This window comes from Micromonospora sp. MGP-C2, assembly GCF_057766525.1.
The window spans coordinates 1,987,980-2,002,414 of record NZ_JBYMEN010000002.1 but is presented as its reverse complement, the minus strand read 5'-3'; the positions used below and the strand labels follow the sequence as shown (position 1 = coordinate 2,002,414).

Annotated in this window: 11 protein-coding genes; 4 read left to right on the top strand and 7 right to left on the bottom strand. The window is 65.7% G+C overall.

The genetic code is table 11. The features are described 5' to 3' along the window. The first annotated feature begins 31 nt into the window (after positions 1-31). Entirely contained in the window at positions 32-619 is a 588-nt protein-coding gene (locus tag AC3CF1_RS08790; RefSeq protein ID WP_488450065.1) for an HD domain-containing protein, read from the top strand. Beyond that, positions 616-1,596 (top strand): aminoglycoside phosphotransferase family protein, encoded by a 981-nt coding sequence (locus tag AC3CF1_RS08785; RefSeq protein WP_488450064.1) that lies wholly within the window; start codon positions 616-618, stop codon positions 1,594-1,596. Before AC3CF1_RS08790 ends, AC3CF1_RS08785 begins: the two co-directional genes overlap by 4 nt. Before the next feature lie 212 nt (positions 1,597-1,808). Here AC3CF1_RS08785 and AC3CF1_RS08780 read toward each other — a convergent pair whose 3' ends face one another. Beyond that, positions 1,809-2,474: a 2'-5' RNA ligase family protein gene (locus tag AC3CF1_RS08780; RefSeq protein WP_488450063.1), complete on the bottom strand. Its 666-nt coding sequence runs from the start codon at positions 2,472-2,474 to the stop codon at positions 1,809-1,811. Next, the gene (locus AC3CF1_RS08775; RefSeq protein WP_488450062.1) at positions 2,471-3,826 is read right to left on the bottom strand and encodes a helix-turn-helix domain-containing protein; all 1,356 of its coding nucleotides are present in this window, start codon (positions 3,824-3,826) and stop codon (positions 2,471-2,473) included. Before AC3CF1_RS08775 ends, AC3CF1_RS08780 begins: the two co-directional genes overlap by 4 nt. A 62-nt stretch (positions 3,827-3,888) precedes the next feature. On the opposite strand from AC3CF1_RS08775, the gene AC3CF1_RS08770 reads away from it, so the two are divergent. Both AC3CF1_RS08770 and AC3CF1_RS08765 read left to right on the top strand, forming a co-directional pair. Beyond that, complete coding sequence (locus AC3CF1_RS08770) at positions 3,889-4,311, top strand: hypothetical protein (protein ID WP_488450061.1); 423 nt, start codon at positions 3,889-3,891, stop codon at positions 4,309-4,311. A 477-nt stretch (positions 4,312-4,788) separates the two neighbouring features. After that, entirely contained in the window at positions 4,789-6,267 is a 1,479-nt protein-coding gene (locus AC3CF1_RS08765; protein WP_488450060.1) for a DNA phosphorothioation-associated putative methyltransferase, read from the top strand. Between the two features lie 182 nt (positions 6,268-6,449). Here the strand turns inward: AC3CF1_RS08765 and AC3CF1_RS08760 are convergent, their stop codons facing one another. From AC3CF1_RS08760 to AC3CF1_RS08740, 5 genes are all read right to left on the bottom strand, one after another. Further along, positions 6,450-7,583 carry a helix-turn-helix domain-containing protein gene (locus AC3CF1_RS08760; protein ID WP_488450059.1) on the bottom strand — a complete coding sequence of 378 codons (1,134 nt, stop codon included), beginning with the start codon at positions 7,581-7,583 and terminating at the stop codon, positions 6,450-6,452. Then, positions 7,580-8,275 (bottom strand): hypothetical protein, encoded by a 696-nt coding sequence (locus AC3CF1_RS08755; RefSeq protein WP_488450058.1) that lies wholly within the window; start codon positions 8,273-8,275, stop codon positions 7,580-7,582. The genes AC3CF1_RS08760 and AC3CF1_RS08755 overlap by 4 nt, the downstream gene beginning before the upstream one ends. Before the next feature lie 619 nt (positions 8,276-8,894). Further along, entirely contained in the window at positions 8,895-9,734 is an 840-nt protein-coding gene (locus tag AC3CF1_RS08750) for a phosphoadenosine phosphosulfate reductase domain-containing protein (protein ID WP_488450057.1), read from the bottom strand. After that, positions 9,731-13,306, bottom strand: coding sequence for an ATP-binding protein (locus AC3CF1_RS08745; protein ID WP_488450056.1), 3,576 nt, complete (start codon positions 13,304-13,306; stop codon positions 9,731-9,733). Before AC3CF1_RS08745 ends, AC3CF1_RS08750 begins: the two co-directional genes overlap by 4 nt. Then, entirely contained in the window at positions 13,303-14,409 is a 1,107-nt protein-coding gene (locus AC3CF1_RS08740) for a DUF4007 family protein (protein WP_488450055.1), read from the bottom strand. The genes AC3CF1_RS08745 and AC3CF1_RS08740 overlap by 4 nt, the downstream gene beginning before the upstream one ends. Positions 14,410-14,435 lie beyond the last annotated feature (26 nt).

Genomic DNA, 14,435 nt, shown 5'->3' with positions numbered 1-14,435 from the left:
CGATCGTACGGCAATCAGGAGGTACTAGGGTATGACGGTCTTATCGCCTCCCCGCCCCGCCGCCATCGAACGTGCCCTCCGTGACACTCGAACGTGGTGCGCGGGGCACACCATCGACGGCCAACCAGCCTTGGTCCACGCGCTGCGCGTCGCAGTGACCATCGGGCAACACGTCCCCGCCCCAGCACAGGACGTCATCGTCGCCGCGCTCCTGCACGACGCACCGGAATTCGCCCCGACAGAAGCAGACATCTACCAGGCCCTCACCGCCAACTACGGGACCGAGGTCGCCCGGATCATCGCCGCCCTTCAGGCCGAACACCGCGCCCTTGACGAACCCAACCCGCTCATCCACGTCGACGACCAGCCCGTCCTGCTCGCCTCGACCGCCGACAAGATCGTCGCCCTGGCCTCGCTGCTACGCCGGGCCCAGAGCACCGGCAATGCACCAGACTTCTTCGACCAACGCCCGGTGTTACGCGGACTACTGCCGTACTTCCGGGCCTTCCAACGCGCCGCACATCCTCGCGTTCCTGCCAGCATGTCGGCGCACCTCGACGCCGCCCTCACGCCGCTCGAGCGCGCCACCGCTCGTCCGCAGGGCGCGGGTGCGCGGTGAACAGCACGATGGTCGACGAGCAGCTCAGCACGCGGCTACGAGGCGACCTGCTCGCCGCATCACGACGAGTACCGACGCGGCGACACATCATCCAGACGTGGGAACTGTCCTCCGTCGAACGCTGGTTCTTCCCCGATGACAGCAGCCTGATCTGCAAGATCGCTACCGCACCGTTCACCGGCGAAGCGACCGTCCTTCGCGCGCTCAACAACCAGCAGGCCCCAGTCCCGCTGCTGGACGGCCACGCGATACGCCCCGACGGGGTGGGCATGCTGATGGAAGACCTTGGCGAGCCGAGCCGGACCGCGACGTTCGCGGAGGCTGCCGCCACGGCCCGATGGATTCACGCCACTGCCGGCATCCCCAACCTCCCGACCTTCGACGAAGCGGGCCTGGCACGGCTACCAGAGCAAGGACTCGACGCGTTAGTCGCGCTCCGTCGACAAGGGCGCTTCACCCAAGACGCGGAAGGGATCGAGGCGGTGCTGCAGCGACTCGCTGCCACCGCACAACACAGAGCCGACGGTGCCGAGCGACCACCGTTCGGGCTGTGCCACGGCGAATTCCACCGCACCTCGCTGCACGTAAGCCGCACCGGGTGTCGCCTGGTCGACTGGGCCAAGGCCTTCACCGGACCGGGCCTACTCGACCTGGCCACCTGGTTCGGCACCCGCACACCAACCGAACCCCGACTCCTCACCAAACTCATCCACGCCTATGTCGCCGCAGGCGGCCACCCCGCTGCCGAAGCCGACCGGGGCGGGCTTCCCGCTGCCCGATGGGCGCTGGGCTGGCACCGGGTTTGGGCAGCCTGGTGGTTGCTCACTACCGCCGTCGCTGGACACCACCCTGCCTCCGCCGATCGGCGCCATACCCAAGTCGTTCTCCGGCAACTCCAGGGCGCGCTGGATCTGCTCGGGACGCCCTCGCCTATCAGCGCCAGCCGCCCATCACCTACTGCAGGAAGATGCTCGTGAAGCGCCTCGTCGTCGACACCCACGATTCGTCCTGCTACTTCCGCACCTCCGTCGGAGGCGACAGGCGCAAGGCATTGATGTAGGTCATCGAACGGTACAACCTGCACTGCGCCCACTGCTTCGCCTCCTCGAATGCCGCCGGGTCCGAACTGTCCCGCGTCGACTTCACCACCCCGTGCTGCCAGGGCTTCTCGCCGTCCGCGTCGAACGCCTCAGGCGCCAAGGGGCGTAGTCGCCACCGTGGTCCACCGGTAACTGCGGTGTTCTCGACGTAACGCGATCAACTTTGCTTGTCGGACGGTCACCCGGGCGGGTGGCTGGTGGCGGAGGGCGTCAAGGCGGGTGCGGATTGGTCCGGTCGGTGCCTGACCGCCGCTGTAGGCGATCGTCACATGTGGCCGGAATCCATCTGAGGACTCCGGCACGATCTGCCATACCGCGCCGATGGCAGCTCGGATGGTGGCGCGGAGGTGTTCGACGCGGTCCCAGGGACGGACGAGCAAGCCGATTCCTTCGGCGTCGGGGTCGACCGGCCCGAGCGACAACTCCAGCGGCGGCAGGCCGGCGCAGCGCCGGCGAGTTTCGGCAACTACCGCTGCGACGTCGGTGTTGGTGACCTCGTCGGTGAAGCCGAGACCTTGCATGGTCAGGTGGAGCCCGTCGAGCGGTACCAAGTCCAGTCCCGGCAGAGCGAGTTGACGCTGCACGTCGGTGACGAGGTGATGGAGTTCAGGTTGATGTTCGAAGGTGAGGTGCCAGGTGTAGAACTGGCGGTCGGCCCGCCAGCCCGGGCGCCAGTACCAGTGGTTGGTGAGTTTGGGCAGGTCCTGGTAGGCGGTCCAGCGCTGGTGCTGGCTGGCCAGTTCCCGGCTGCTCATGACAGCGATGGTAGAGCGGCCTGTCCGGTGGCAGCGACCTGTGTGCGGTCGAAGAGCAGGTCGGCGACGTGCCGTAGCCGCGGGTGGCAAGCGAAGGGGTGGGCGGCGGCGAGGAACTGACGGGCGCGTTGGTTGACCGATTCGAAACGCTGGTCCGCGGTGAGAGTTAGCGCCTCCACCGCAAGTGCGCCTGCTTCCTCGGGGTCGGGGTTGTTGGCGTGCAGGTGAGAGATGGCCAGGTCGAGGCGGCAGAGTGCACGCGGGCCAGCCAACCCTGCGGTGTCGAACGCGGTGATCGCGGTGGTGAGATGGTTGGTGACGCCCGCGGTAAGGCCGAGCGCCAGGTAGGCGGTCGCCGCGTTGGCCGCAGTCCTGGCCGGGCAGTACGGGCCGAGGGCGAGACTAGCGCTGACCGACGAGTCGGCCGGGTAGTCGGACAGCATGGTGAAGGCGTGGTCGACGGCGCGGTCGACGCCGTACCGGTCGCCGAGACGGGCGAGGGCCCGCGCCTGACCGTTGATCGTGAGGCGGATGCGGTGCCCGCTGGTGCCGCCACGGCGCAGGCCGTCCTGGGCGTAGGCCAGCGCGTCATGGTAATCGCCGGCGTAGAAGGCGATCAGGCTTTGCGTGGCCCGTGCCCAGGCTTGCGCGTCGGACTGCTCGGCAGCCTCGGCGAGGTCGAACGCTTCGGCGGCGTAGGCGTGCGCCGCACCGAATGCGCCGAGGTCAAGGGCGAGTGCGCCGAGAAGTCCGGACAGGTGAGCGGCGACGGCGTAGAGCCGCCCGCGTTGCGGTGGGTGCTGCCGGCCTGCCATGAGCTGGTCGACGTAGGAACGCAGCGGTCGCATACGTGCTATGAGGATTACCGGGGTGAGGCGCTCATTGTCGGCGATCGCCTGCCGAACCTCGTTTTCCAGATACGCGAGACGAATGTTGTCATCGACGGAAGATTTCAGCGCCAGCCGGCGGGCATCGATGCTGTCCTCGCGTTCCCACAGAACAGCACCTCTATTCGCTCCAAAGGCGTCGTGGCCAGCATCGGTCGGCGTCGCCGGCCCCGACGTGCTCCTGGCCACCTGGATCGCCGATGAGCGTCGTCGTTGACGGTTCAGCTCGGCGATGCGGTCATACTCACTTACGAGCATGCCACCGGTCTGCAACACGGTGTCGCAGCGCGCCCAGAAGGCACGGTCCGGGTGCTGATGACCGGTCTCCGTGTTCGCCACGGAGCTGCGGCCGTACTGCACGAGCCGCGCCAAGTCGTGCTGGGTGTGACCGCCAGCCTTGCGCAACTGCGCGAGCCGGCGGCCGAGCTCGCGGCGGGCGTCTTTGGTTTCGTCGCTGTCAGCCATCGCTAACCCCCGGTCTACTGCAGACGTGCAGTCACGATGTGTGCAGACGATAGCTTCCGCCTGTGGAAATCTTCCGGGCCGGCCGAGCAGCGCCGACCATCTGGCCAAGCACCAGCGCGGCCGATGGCCGCTGCGAGATCGGGCAGCATCGTCAGGTTCCCATTGTCGAGCGCGGCGGCAGACCGTGGCAGGACCACAATGTCGAAGTTTTGTCGGAGTTTGATGTCGGCATCTGCCGACAATTTCGACGTACGGCGCTGGTCGTCGTCGGATCCGGTCAGCTCGATAGTCCGGGCCCAGAAGGTGCCGGCGACGAGCTGGTCGACTACCGCCCTCGCCGCGCCGGTGTCGAGCAGCTCCCCGGTCGCCATCTGCGCAACCGCTGCCAGCGGCAGCGCCCCCACCACGTCGGGCAGGGTGCCGGCCGTCGCTTCGACGAGCAGATCGAGACGATCATGCCCATGGAGGCTGCGGACCGACCATGACGATCGGTCGCGCCGACTAGCCTGTCCTGCGGATCGACATCGACATCGACGCCCAATCGGGCATCGATGCGCTGGCTGCCCGACGGCGCCTACGCCGACCTAGAGCCCGACACGGCCATCACCGCCTACGAGTCTCCCGACACAGGTCTGCTGGACATGCCCGCCGACCTTGCACGCGGGGCCATGGCGACAGCCCGGGAGGCAGTCGTGGATTACGTGGTCATTGATCGACGACCCGCGAACGTGCCATGGAGGCACGAGGAGTCGGCTGCGTCGTAGGGCCACGTGCTTAGCAGCGACAACCACATCGAGATGCTTACCCCGCCGAACTGAATTGGTGGACGCAGTCCGCCGACCACACCCTCCACTGGCCGCTCCGGCATCGATGCCCGGCCCTGAACTCGGGCTATGGCGGGAGCAGTCGCGACAGCCGTTTTCACGTGACGGCAGCGAACGGTTCCTTCGACCAGGCAGAGTATGAAGGCGATGGACGCTACTCAGGGGATCCCACGTCACCGCACAGCGATCGCGCGGCCAGACCTGTCGAAGCCGGTCACACTCGCCCTCGCCGACGGCATCCTCGCGCCGGGCTCAACTCTATTCGACTACGGGTGTGGTCGGGGAGACGATGTGACGCGGCTAGAGGCGCTCGGCTACGAAGCAAGTGGCTGGGATCCGGGGCACCGTCCGGACGCGGAGATCCGGAGCGCGGATGTCGTCAATCTCGGCTACGTCGTAAACGTCATCGAGGATCCTGCCGAACGGGCACGAGTGCTTCGAACGGCTTGGTCTCTTGCCCGCCAGGTCCTCGTGGTCGCCGCTCGTCCCGATTGGGAGGCTCGCGCCCTTGCCGGGAAGCGACATGGTGACGGCATACTAACGAAGCGGGGGACCTTCCAAAAGTTTTTTACGCAAGAGGAACTGCAGTCGTGGATCAAGGGTGAACTACAGGCTAGTTGTGTTGCGGCCGCGCCGGGCATCTTCTATGTGTTTCGTAACGAAAGCCGCGCCCAATCCCTCCTGGCGTCGCGCGTCAGCCGGCGACCTGCGCCGATACATGGCCCCAGCGTCCGGCGCGCCCTCTATGAGACTCACCGGGAGGAGATGGATGAGCTCCACAGCTTTGTTGCGACCCGCGGTCGATTGCCTGAACTCTGGGAGCTGACCAGCCAGGCTGCTCAACTGATCGGTACGTTTCCGTCCCTTAAGCACGCGGCTGCTGTCCTCCGTCAAGTGATCGGCACGAAGGACTGGGACCAAGGCATTGAATCCGCACGGCACCGCGCCCGGCAAGACCTCCTGGTCTACCTCGCTCTTGCCGCATTCAGCCGGCGGCCGAGGGCGTCGAACCTGCCAAGGGACATTGCCCTTGATGTGAAGGCATTTTTCGGATCGTACCGAGCGGCATGCGATCAGGCAGATCAGCTACTGCATTGCGTCGCCGACCAGCGGGCCCTGAACCTCGCATGCCGAGAATCCCGTGTTGGGAAGCTGACAGCTGAAGCGCTGTATGTGCACGCCAGTGGCCTCAACCTACTTAGTCCGCTCTTGCGAATATACGAAGCGTGCGCGAGGGTGCTTACTGGAACAGTCACCGAGGCCAACATCGTTAAACTATCGCGAGTCGCCCCGAAGGTTTCCTACCTAGCCTATCCCGACTTCGACCGGAACCCTCATCCTGCACTCGCCACATCTTTGCATGTCGACCTTAACCTTCTACGTGTTCGATACGTAGACTTCAAGTCGTCTAGCAATCCGCCCATTCTCCACCGGAAGGAAACGTTCGTCCCAACGGATCACCCGGACCGCGAGAAATTTGCCCGACTTACCCAACAGGAGGAACATGCAGGATTATTGAGCGACAGCGCGAGCATCGGTACGCGTGAGCGTTGGCAGAGCCGCCTCGACGAACTCGGCTACCGCCTGAACGGTCACCGGGTAATTCGGAAGAACTAGGGTCTGCTAGCCCCGCCTACCGCTCCGGCAGCAACACCGCCGAGCACGCCATCGTGCAGGCGCTCTCGTTTTCAAGCCGCCAAGCGCTCACCACGCCACAAGCCACGTAGGTCGATGTTGCCGCGCGAATCGAGCCGTTCGGTCGGGAGCACCGCCGGTCAGCGGTCGCGCATGCCTTCCGACTAGCTCTGCCCCTCAGTGCCGCATGAAGTCGGCTTGATGGCCACCATCATGTGATTGCTCCCGGCTGCGACGATGGTCTCGAGAAGCTCTAGAGGCATGGCCGTTGGAAGCGTGAGCTGCCCAAGGGTGGTGTCCCGTGACGCGAGTAGGTCGATCGAGCTACCGATGATCGACGGAGCTTCACGGGGCCCGAGGTCTCCGGGTTCAGGGTAGCCCCATTCGCTGAGCATGCTCATGGCCCGTCGATAGGTGTGGTCGCGGTAGATGCCCATTTCGTGGCCGCGGTAGACGAGGGCTTTCAGTGACATGCCCCAGCGGCGCTTGAGTTCGTGGAGCCGGTCGAAGTTGAGTCGGCCTGGCAGCTCCTCACGTAGGCGCGCGGTGGGTGCCAGGAACCGGGAGGCGAAGGCCGTTGCTTGGCGTTCCAGCAGCTGGCTTCCCGGTTCAGCGTCGTGGTGCAGCAGCAGGTGCCCGAGTTCATGGGCGGCATCCATACGGGAGCGGGCTTTGTCGTTCTTCGCGGGGTTGCTGAAAATGAAGGGCCGCTGCCCGTACCAGTGGGAGAAGGCATCAACCCGGTCGGAGACGTGGGGCAGGGTGAGCACGATGACGCCGTGCGCCTCTAGGAGCCGCACGACGTGGGGTATTGGCTCGTCGCCGAGCCCAAACCCCGCTCGGGCCTCGAGCGCGGCGGCTTCCACCTCCGCGGCCGTCGCAGACTCGGGCAGGTCGAGTTGAGGCAACCGGAGTTCGGGGAGGAGCACATGCCGTTCGATGACGTCGATGACCCGCCAGGCAATTTCGCCGAAGGCTAAGGCTTGGTCTCGTTCGGCCTGCGTCGTCACGCGCAGACTCCGGAAGTGGGCGTGGCCAGGCGTAACTGGAGTGGGAAAGCCTGCCGCGAAGAAGTCGACCGGCATTGCCAGAGCGAGCGCTAGTCGGCCTAGGACACTGGCCGATGGACGTGTCTGTCCCAGTTCGTACTGGCTTACCGCGGCCGCGGTCACTCCGGCGTGCTGGGCCAGCTGCTTCTTGGACATGCGCCGCCACCGCCGGGCCAACGTCAGGGCGCTTGCCTGGAAGGCCGCCGCGGCCAGCGAAGGCGTGCCGCTACGACTGCGGGCTGAGCTCATGCAGACGTCGGTACGGCCCGAAGGCCCTGACGGTGGTCGCGGCGCAGCCGCAGGTCCAGGCCCGGCAGCGGCAGCTCGTCGTGGTGCGGCGTCCGTTTGTTGGGCACCTGGCCGTCACTGGGCTTACCGATCGGTCGCGCGGGCTCACCGAACCACAACGTCACCTCAAACCAGGGTGAGCCGCCGGCGCGGTTATCGCGCGGGAAGCCGATGTAGGCGACAGCCCTACCGGTGTCGACGTCGCCAGCGTGGGCGATGCGGATGTGCCGTTTGCGCGGAATGACACTCGCGAACGCCTCCGGGAACTGCTCCTCATCGTCGAGGGCGAGTTGTCCGTCGCTGCTGTTCTCTACCGCCCCGCCGAGGCGGGCATCGCTGCCTTCCCACCGGATCGATCCCACGCTGGTCGCGGGGCTGTGCAGCGAGTACAGCCTCAGGATGTAACCAGCGGTGAGAATCTCCAGTGAGTTGTCCTCGATCCGGGCGTCTACGCCGGGCTGACCGGCGAACTGGGCGGCACCCAGGTTCGTGAGGTTGCGCCACACCGTGGTGCCGAAGCTCATCGGATCGTCGCCCAGTGCTGGCTCGTGACGGTCCGCCGCCCGCCTATACACCCCGCGAATCAAGTCAGCCAGCGGGTTCAGCACGCCACGCTCGTCGAGCGTGGCGATCGCAACGTTCAGCAGCTCCACGCTTGGGAATTTAGCAGCTTTCCCAGTTGATGTTGCCGAAATCAAGCAAGTGTCGCGGTGAGGCGTGACTTGACCAGATTCGGGGAGTAGAGCGGTGATCGGTCCGCCGGCCAGCGTCACTTAGGTCAGGGGCTCAGGGCGGCAGTCCGATTCGACTCCCTCGGAGGGTTGACGTGCACGCTTATCTTGTCATCGGCGAGCAGGCCGTCCTTGCCACTGGTTCTGCAGCTCCGCCTCTGGAAGGTGCCGCGATTCGGGTGGCGGTGCGGCTGGTCGATCCCACTCTGATTGATCGGAGCACGGGGGCGGTGGGAGACGTCGGGGCGTTCGTTGAACTTGACGAGGGGGCGCTGAGTCAACTCCTTGCATCGGTGCAGTCCGGGATCAGCCAAGTGCGCCCGGTGGCAGCGGTGCTCGCTCACAGGGCGAGCCGACGTGCGGTGGCGGTTGGTCCATTCGTCGATGCGGCTGCGGCTCGCCGATGGTGGAGGGCTCCCCGTAGTCGCCTGTCTGGTAACCCGGCGATGTCGATGGTTGTCGTTCCCCTCCTCGGCGTCGCGTTGACCGCCGAGGAGGGCGAACCGTAGAACCAAGACCGTTGTCGAAAGCCCATCCCCCGTTAGAGGTGACAAACAGCGCAGCCAGCCTCATCACTCTCGTCGTCGTGGGCGTCAGCGAGGACGTCGATGAGTGGTAAGTTGCGCCCTGGCCGGTTGGCAGCACGAGATAGCGCCGCCTGGTGCCGTTGCTCGATCTCGTCACGCCGGGCGAGCAGGTCGCGTAGCGACTCACCTTGCGACCAGGTGTACTGACGGCCCTGCATGGCGGTCGAGGCGTACTTGACCTTGTCCTCGTACTCGATTGCTCGCTCGAACAGGTCGGGGTGCCGGTCGGCGAGACCGACCCATTCGTGCTTGCGTTGGAAGAAGCAGAAGTAGCAGCCGGAGCGGGTGCGCCATTCGTAGTAGGCGGGCAGGCCGATGCCGGACTCGTCGAGAATGGCGTTGACGCCGTCGCGGTCGATGCCCTCCTCGCGGAAGGGGAACACCGCCTTGATGTTGGGCTTGGTGCTGACGTAACCGAGGCGGTTTTCGTCGGCGCGGATGGCGACGTAGGAGATGGCCTGGTCGTTGCCGAGCCAGTCCTCCAACGGTTTGATCTTGAGGTTCTTCGTGCACCAGCGCATGCTCGCGCTCGGCAGTGTGCCCTGATAGACCTGCAGCCAGTGGTCGAAGTCGCGGGAGGCGTTGAGCCGCGCGATCGGCTTGCCGAGGGCAGCTTCGAGCCTGTTGAGGTAGTCGTACGTCTCGGGTAGCTCTGCGCCGGTGTCGCAGAAGAAGTACTCCATATCGGGCACCTTGCCCCGCATGAAGACCGCCAGCGCCGAGGAGTCCTTGCCGCCGGAGATACCGAGTACATGGCGAACCTCGGTGGGGGTGCGCTGCCGCACAGTGGTCATGAGGCGGCCTCCTTTCCGGAGCTAGTGGGAGCTGTGGCGACGGTGTCTGAGCCAGCGTCGCCGATGAGGGCTTCGGCAAGCATCGCGAGCAGGACGCGTTCTCCCTGGGGACCGAGGCTATCGCGGGCTTCCGACAAAACGGTGCGGGCGAGCTCGTGGGCTTTGTCCCGAAGAACGTCAGGAATGTGAACGCGGGCATGGTCCTCGCGTCCGTCCAGGCCAGTCAGGGTGAGCAGCCGGACGCTGTAGGGCTGCGAATAATCTTGGAGGTGTTCGATGGGATGTAGATGGTTGACACGGTCAAGGTTTCTTGCCATCGTCGCCGCCTGTTGCGGGAAGGCGGCGGCGTCGCTGTCGCGCCAGTCGGCCATCCCGCGTCCGGCAATGCGAACGACGGCCATGTCCAGCCACTGTCCATCGCTGATCTCGTCGTCGTGCGTGATAGCGATGAGTCCTCGTAGACGTGCCTCTGCAAGTGGTGCGCCCACGAGAGCGCGGGTGTGTTCGGCCAGGCCCTGCCGGAGATCGGCCAGCGTCGCCGGCTGGGAGAACGCACCGGCGAGGTCCGCGATGACCCGGTGCCGCAGATTGCGGTCGGTGTCGGCGATTTCCGCTAGGGCACTGGCGAGCGAGGCGGCGTACTGCTGCGTGTGTTGCTTGTCGACCTTGCCATGCCGCGGGATCGGTGCGAGTCCGAGTTCCTTCGGCAGTGTCTCGAAGATGAGGACGTCCGGTTCGCGTGCATCCCGTAGCGCGGCTCGGACGGCGCGAGCTTCTGGGCTCACGTCGCCGGTCCGCTTGGCGTATTCGGTTAGGACGCGCACGCGATCGAGTAGCTCACGCGCGACGGCGAGCAATGCAGCGTTGCGCGCACCAGGACGAGGCTTGTGCGGAACATTGGCGCTAAGCGCATCGGCGAGTTCACTGATGACTTGCTTGCGCGGCCCGGACTCGGCGACGATGGACTTGACCGCGAAAGCCTCGGGCGTCTTCACCAGTCGCTCGATCAAAGCGGGAGTCAAGCGAGGCTGGTAGGTGCCTTCTTCGAAGACCGCCAGATCCTGGTCGCCGATGATGAGCGTGGACAGGATGATCAGGGGGGCGATCCCGGCCTTAATTCCGTAGGGCGGAGCCATGAGGAACGCCAGCAGGCGATTCACGGTCACAGGGTTGTCTGCGTCGTGTAGCAGCTGCTCAAGCGCCGCCCACGCCGGATGCAGGGTTGAGCTATCCGGCGGAGAGGCGAAGGCGTAGGGCAGGAGAGCGCCGTGGGAGGCGTGTGCCTTGTCGGTTGGCCGGTGTAGGTCTAGGTACTGCAGCACACCGCCGTACATTGCTCGCTCGGGTCCGTAGCCCTCGATGCCCAGGTTAGGTTCGGCTGGGTGAGTGAGCATCGCTTCCATCAGCTCGCGCCTAGCCTTCGCGCCTTGACTGGTGAGCTGGTGGCGGCCAAGCATCTCGTTGCGAATCTCCGGCGTGTGCGGATACACCGTTTCGCAGGCGGACGACACGATGCCGGCGAGACTGCGTGCCTCTAGCGGCTCGTCTTGGCGGATCGTTAGCCCGTCGTCGCCGGGCCGGAGCAGATGCCATTTGGCAGCAAGTCCGTTCGGGGCGAATGCACCGGCGAGGCGGGTGGCGAGTTCAGCGTTGGCCTGGGCGATGCGCTCGCTGAGCTCTCGGCGGGCGACGGCGTCGTAGTCGTTGCTGAGCGATAGCTCTTCGAGCGCATGCAGGTAGCGTGCGGCGGCGAGCACTGTCTTTGCGTCTCCGCTGACGCCGACGACGGCCGGCAGCGGAGACGTCACCTGGGGAAGGTTGGTGTCGTCGCCGAAGTGGAAGATCAGCATGCCGTCGGATGGGTGGCCGACTTGGCAGCCCTCGATGGTACCGGTTTCGGCGTCGGTGGCCTTCGTGATGAAGTGGCGAAGCATGCCGGTGCGTTGGCTGTGTCGTCCCGCTACCACCGCCACGGGTAGGTAGCGGTTCACCACGGCCACGGCGGCGTGGTCGTCGCATCGGTCCATCAGGGCGGTGATTTCACCGCTGAGGTCGGCGTCGCTGCCCTGCCAGACCCGGTACTCGTCGCTGAACTCTCGATGGACGAGGAAGTTGCGGTCGATCAGGCTATTGATGCGTTCCCACAGCGCTTGCCGGGCCTGTGGGTCGACGGTGTCCGTGGGGTCGGTGAGAGCAAACAGGACAGTGTCCAGACTTGCCCGCAGCGCTCCAGAGGCATCGACCAGGTTGAGCAACCCAATTGTCTTCAGGACTTCTTGATCGGCTTCGGGCAGGCCGTTCGCTTCGCTGATCCGGGTGTCGATCTCGATCCACCGGCTCGCGTTGGACGACGCCAGGAGGGTGGTGCGTCCCGCTCCAAGGAAGTAGTCAAAGACGTCAGAGAGCCGGAGGGTGCTCGCCCGCCGGGCGTCCTTGCGACCGTGTAAGGCGAGGAACCGTGCGACCGTGTGGGGCTCGTCGCTGGCGATGAAGCCGGTCAAGCTGCGGTCGTGTTGGCCGATCTGCCCGGCGAGCAGCGGCGCCACCGCCACCGTCAGTGGATGAAGCGGATAGACGGCGGCGAACAGGTCGGCGTCTGCCACGAGGACACCGTCGAGTCCCCGGGCAGTCCAGGCTTCGCTCGCGGCCTCGGCGTGGTGACGAATGAGGGCTTGACCGGCCGTGGTGACGGCGCTGTGATCAAGGGTCTGCTGGATGAGGTGCACAGCGTCGCCGAGGTGCGTGCTCATCGTGATGTCCTCGAAGCGGCCCTGAATCTTGGCCCACTCGCGGCTCTGCAGATTGGTAGTTCGTGAGGCGTAGTCACCAAAGGACAGGTGCTGCAGCGTCAGGATGTGAAGTCGCAGCCCTCGGGCGCCGGCGCCGGCTTCGGCGAGTTCCTGCAGCAGGAAAACGTCCGCCTGTGCGTCGGGGAACTCACCGCGTGAGGCGAGGTGCTCCAGACTCTTGCCGAACTCGTCGATCACCAGCACGACGGGGCTTTGCGCGCACAGTGCCCGCACCGCGGCGATCACCTCTGCGCTGCCAGCACCAGGAGCGTCTAAGGCCGCCAGCGCAGCCGACACCGGCATCGGTGTCTGCCGTGCTGACCACGCCGTCGAGGCCCCATGACGCACCGCACGGGCAATGGTGTCGAAAAGCGGCTCGCGGCGGGCGGTCGCTACCGCGGTAATCACGCCCTTTGGCGCACAGCTGTTCCGCGCAGCGGTGAACCGCTCGGCTAGGGTCAAACTCGCTGCAGCAAGGTGCTGATCCGCCTCGGCGCGACGTTTGCTGTTCCGCCCGAGTAGCGCGGCGATGAGCATCGCCAACGTTGACTTGCCGCTGCCATACGGGCCGGTCAAAGACCAAGCGCGAGTACGAGCGGGATCTTCCAACGCGGCCGTGACACGTTCGAGCATGTCTTGCGCGCGCACGCCAATATGAATCGATTCGAGGCGCGCGTCGGCGACGTCCCGCTCGAGGTTGGTCGACCGCAATCGGTTACTAACTACCTGAATGCCGCGTGGCGTTTCGACATATGCAGAGGCTTCCCTGACCTTAGTGCTCATCCCGCTGCCGCCTCCGTCGTCGCCAGCTGCCCGGTCCAACCGCCCTGCCGCCGTTCGTTGACGACGCGGCCGACTTCGGGGTACTCCCGATACCACGTCGCCTCGTCCGGGAATCCCGGTCGGCGACGCACGTTGCCGTAGTGAGCGTCAAGGACGTCCCAGGCAAGGCCGCGGGGAGGAGCGGCGAACGCCAGGCTGCGCTGTCCCACACCCTCAGTCAGGGCCAGCGCACCATGGTGAGCACTCACCTCTTCGAGCGCACCGACGATTTCGGGCTCACGCAGGCGGAAAGCCCGTCCCGGGCCGCCCGGCTCGTTTGCCAGCCGCGCCAGGGCGATCGATCCGCCCTGCCGGAGCGCAGGGTTTCGGTCGGCGTAGTCAAGGCAGGCGTAGGCGATCACACGGGCGGGCAACGAAACGCGAGCGGTGTTGGTGAACTGCCAGAACCGCACCTCGCGGTCACCGCTGCGTTCGCTGCCCCCGAACTCCAGCAGACCCAGCTCCCGGAATGGGCAGTCCAGCAAGTCCTCGAAGCTGCCCGGTGAGCCGGTCGGAGCCTTCCTCCGCGCGTACATCTTGGTCAGACAGTCGGCATCCTTGGCGATGGACGTCCGCACAGGCATCTCCCACTCCGAGCTGCGTACCTGTCGGATCACCGTCTCGGTGAGCGTCTCCTCGGTGAAACGGGACGAGGGCAGGGCGTTGAAGGCTACCCACCAGGTCGGCACGAACGACCGTTCACTGAGCAGCCACCAGTGCAGCAACCACAAGCTGCCGGGGTCCTCCAGGTACGGATCGGCGCCGTTCACGTCGAGTAGCCACCGGGCTTCCCAGGTCGGGCCAGCGGCGTTCGCGCGCGAGTTCTTACTCCGCGGATACTCGACTGTGATTTTGAACGCGTAAGACCAGAAGCGGATGGCGTTCACCATGTTCTTGCCGACACCGAGACGTACTGGCGCATCATGCTGTAAGAACACCTCGCTACCCATGCTCGCATCCCGCAACGCGCTGTAGGCCTTGTGCAACCAGCCAAACCGCGGCGCGAAGGTTTCGTGCCGGGAGAAGGACGACATCGCGGCGTCTCTGAGCTTCATTTCGAGCATTGCTGGACGGGCTCCTCGGAAAGGTT

Excerpts from the sequence above, each read along its gene's own strand:
- AC3CF1_RS08775 (WP_488450062.1), bottom strand. The coding sequence starts at position 3,826 with ATGGCTGACAGCGACGAAACCAAAGACGCCCGCCGCGAGCTCGGCCGC.
- AC3CF1_RS08745 (WP_488450056.1), bottom strand. The coding sequence starts at position 13,306 with ATGAGCACTAAGGTCAGGGAAGCCTCTGCATATGTCGAAACGCCACGC.
- AC3CF1_RS08740 (WP_488450055.1), bottom strand. The coding sequence starts at position 14,409 with ATGCTCGAAATGAAGCTCAGAGACGCCGCGATGTCGTCCTTCTCCCGG.
- AC3CF1_RS08790 (WP_488450065.1), top strand. The coding sequence starts at position 32 with ATGACGGTCTTATCGCCTCCCCGCCCCGCCGCCATCGAACGTGCCCTC.
- AC3CF1_RS08765 (WP_488450060.1), top strand. The coding sequence starts at position 4,789 with ATGAAGGCGATGGACGCTACTCAGGGGATCCCACGTCACCGCACAGCG.
- AC3CF1_RS08760 (WP_488450059.1), bottom strand. The coding sequence starts at position 7,583 with ATGAGCTCAGCCCGCAGTCGTAGCGGCACGCCTTCGCTGGCCGCGGCG.
- AC3CF1_RS08780 (WP_488450063.1), bottom strand. The coding sequence starts at position 2,474 with ATGAGCAGCCGGGAACTGGCCAGCCAGCACCAGCGCTGGACCGCCTAC.
- AC3CF1_RS08750 (WP_488450057.1), bottom strand. The coding sequence starts at position 9,734 with ATGACCACTGTGCGGCAGCGCACCCCCACCGAGGTTCGCCATGTACTC.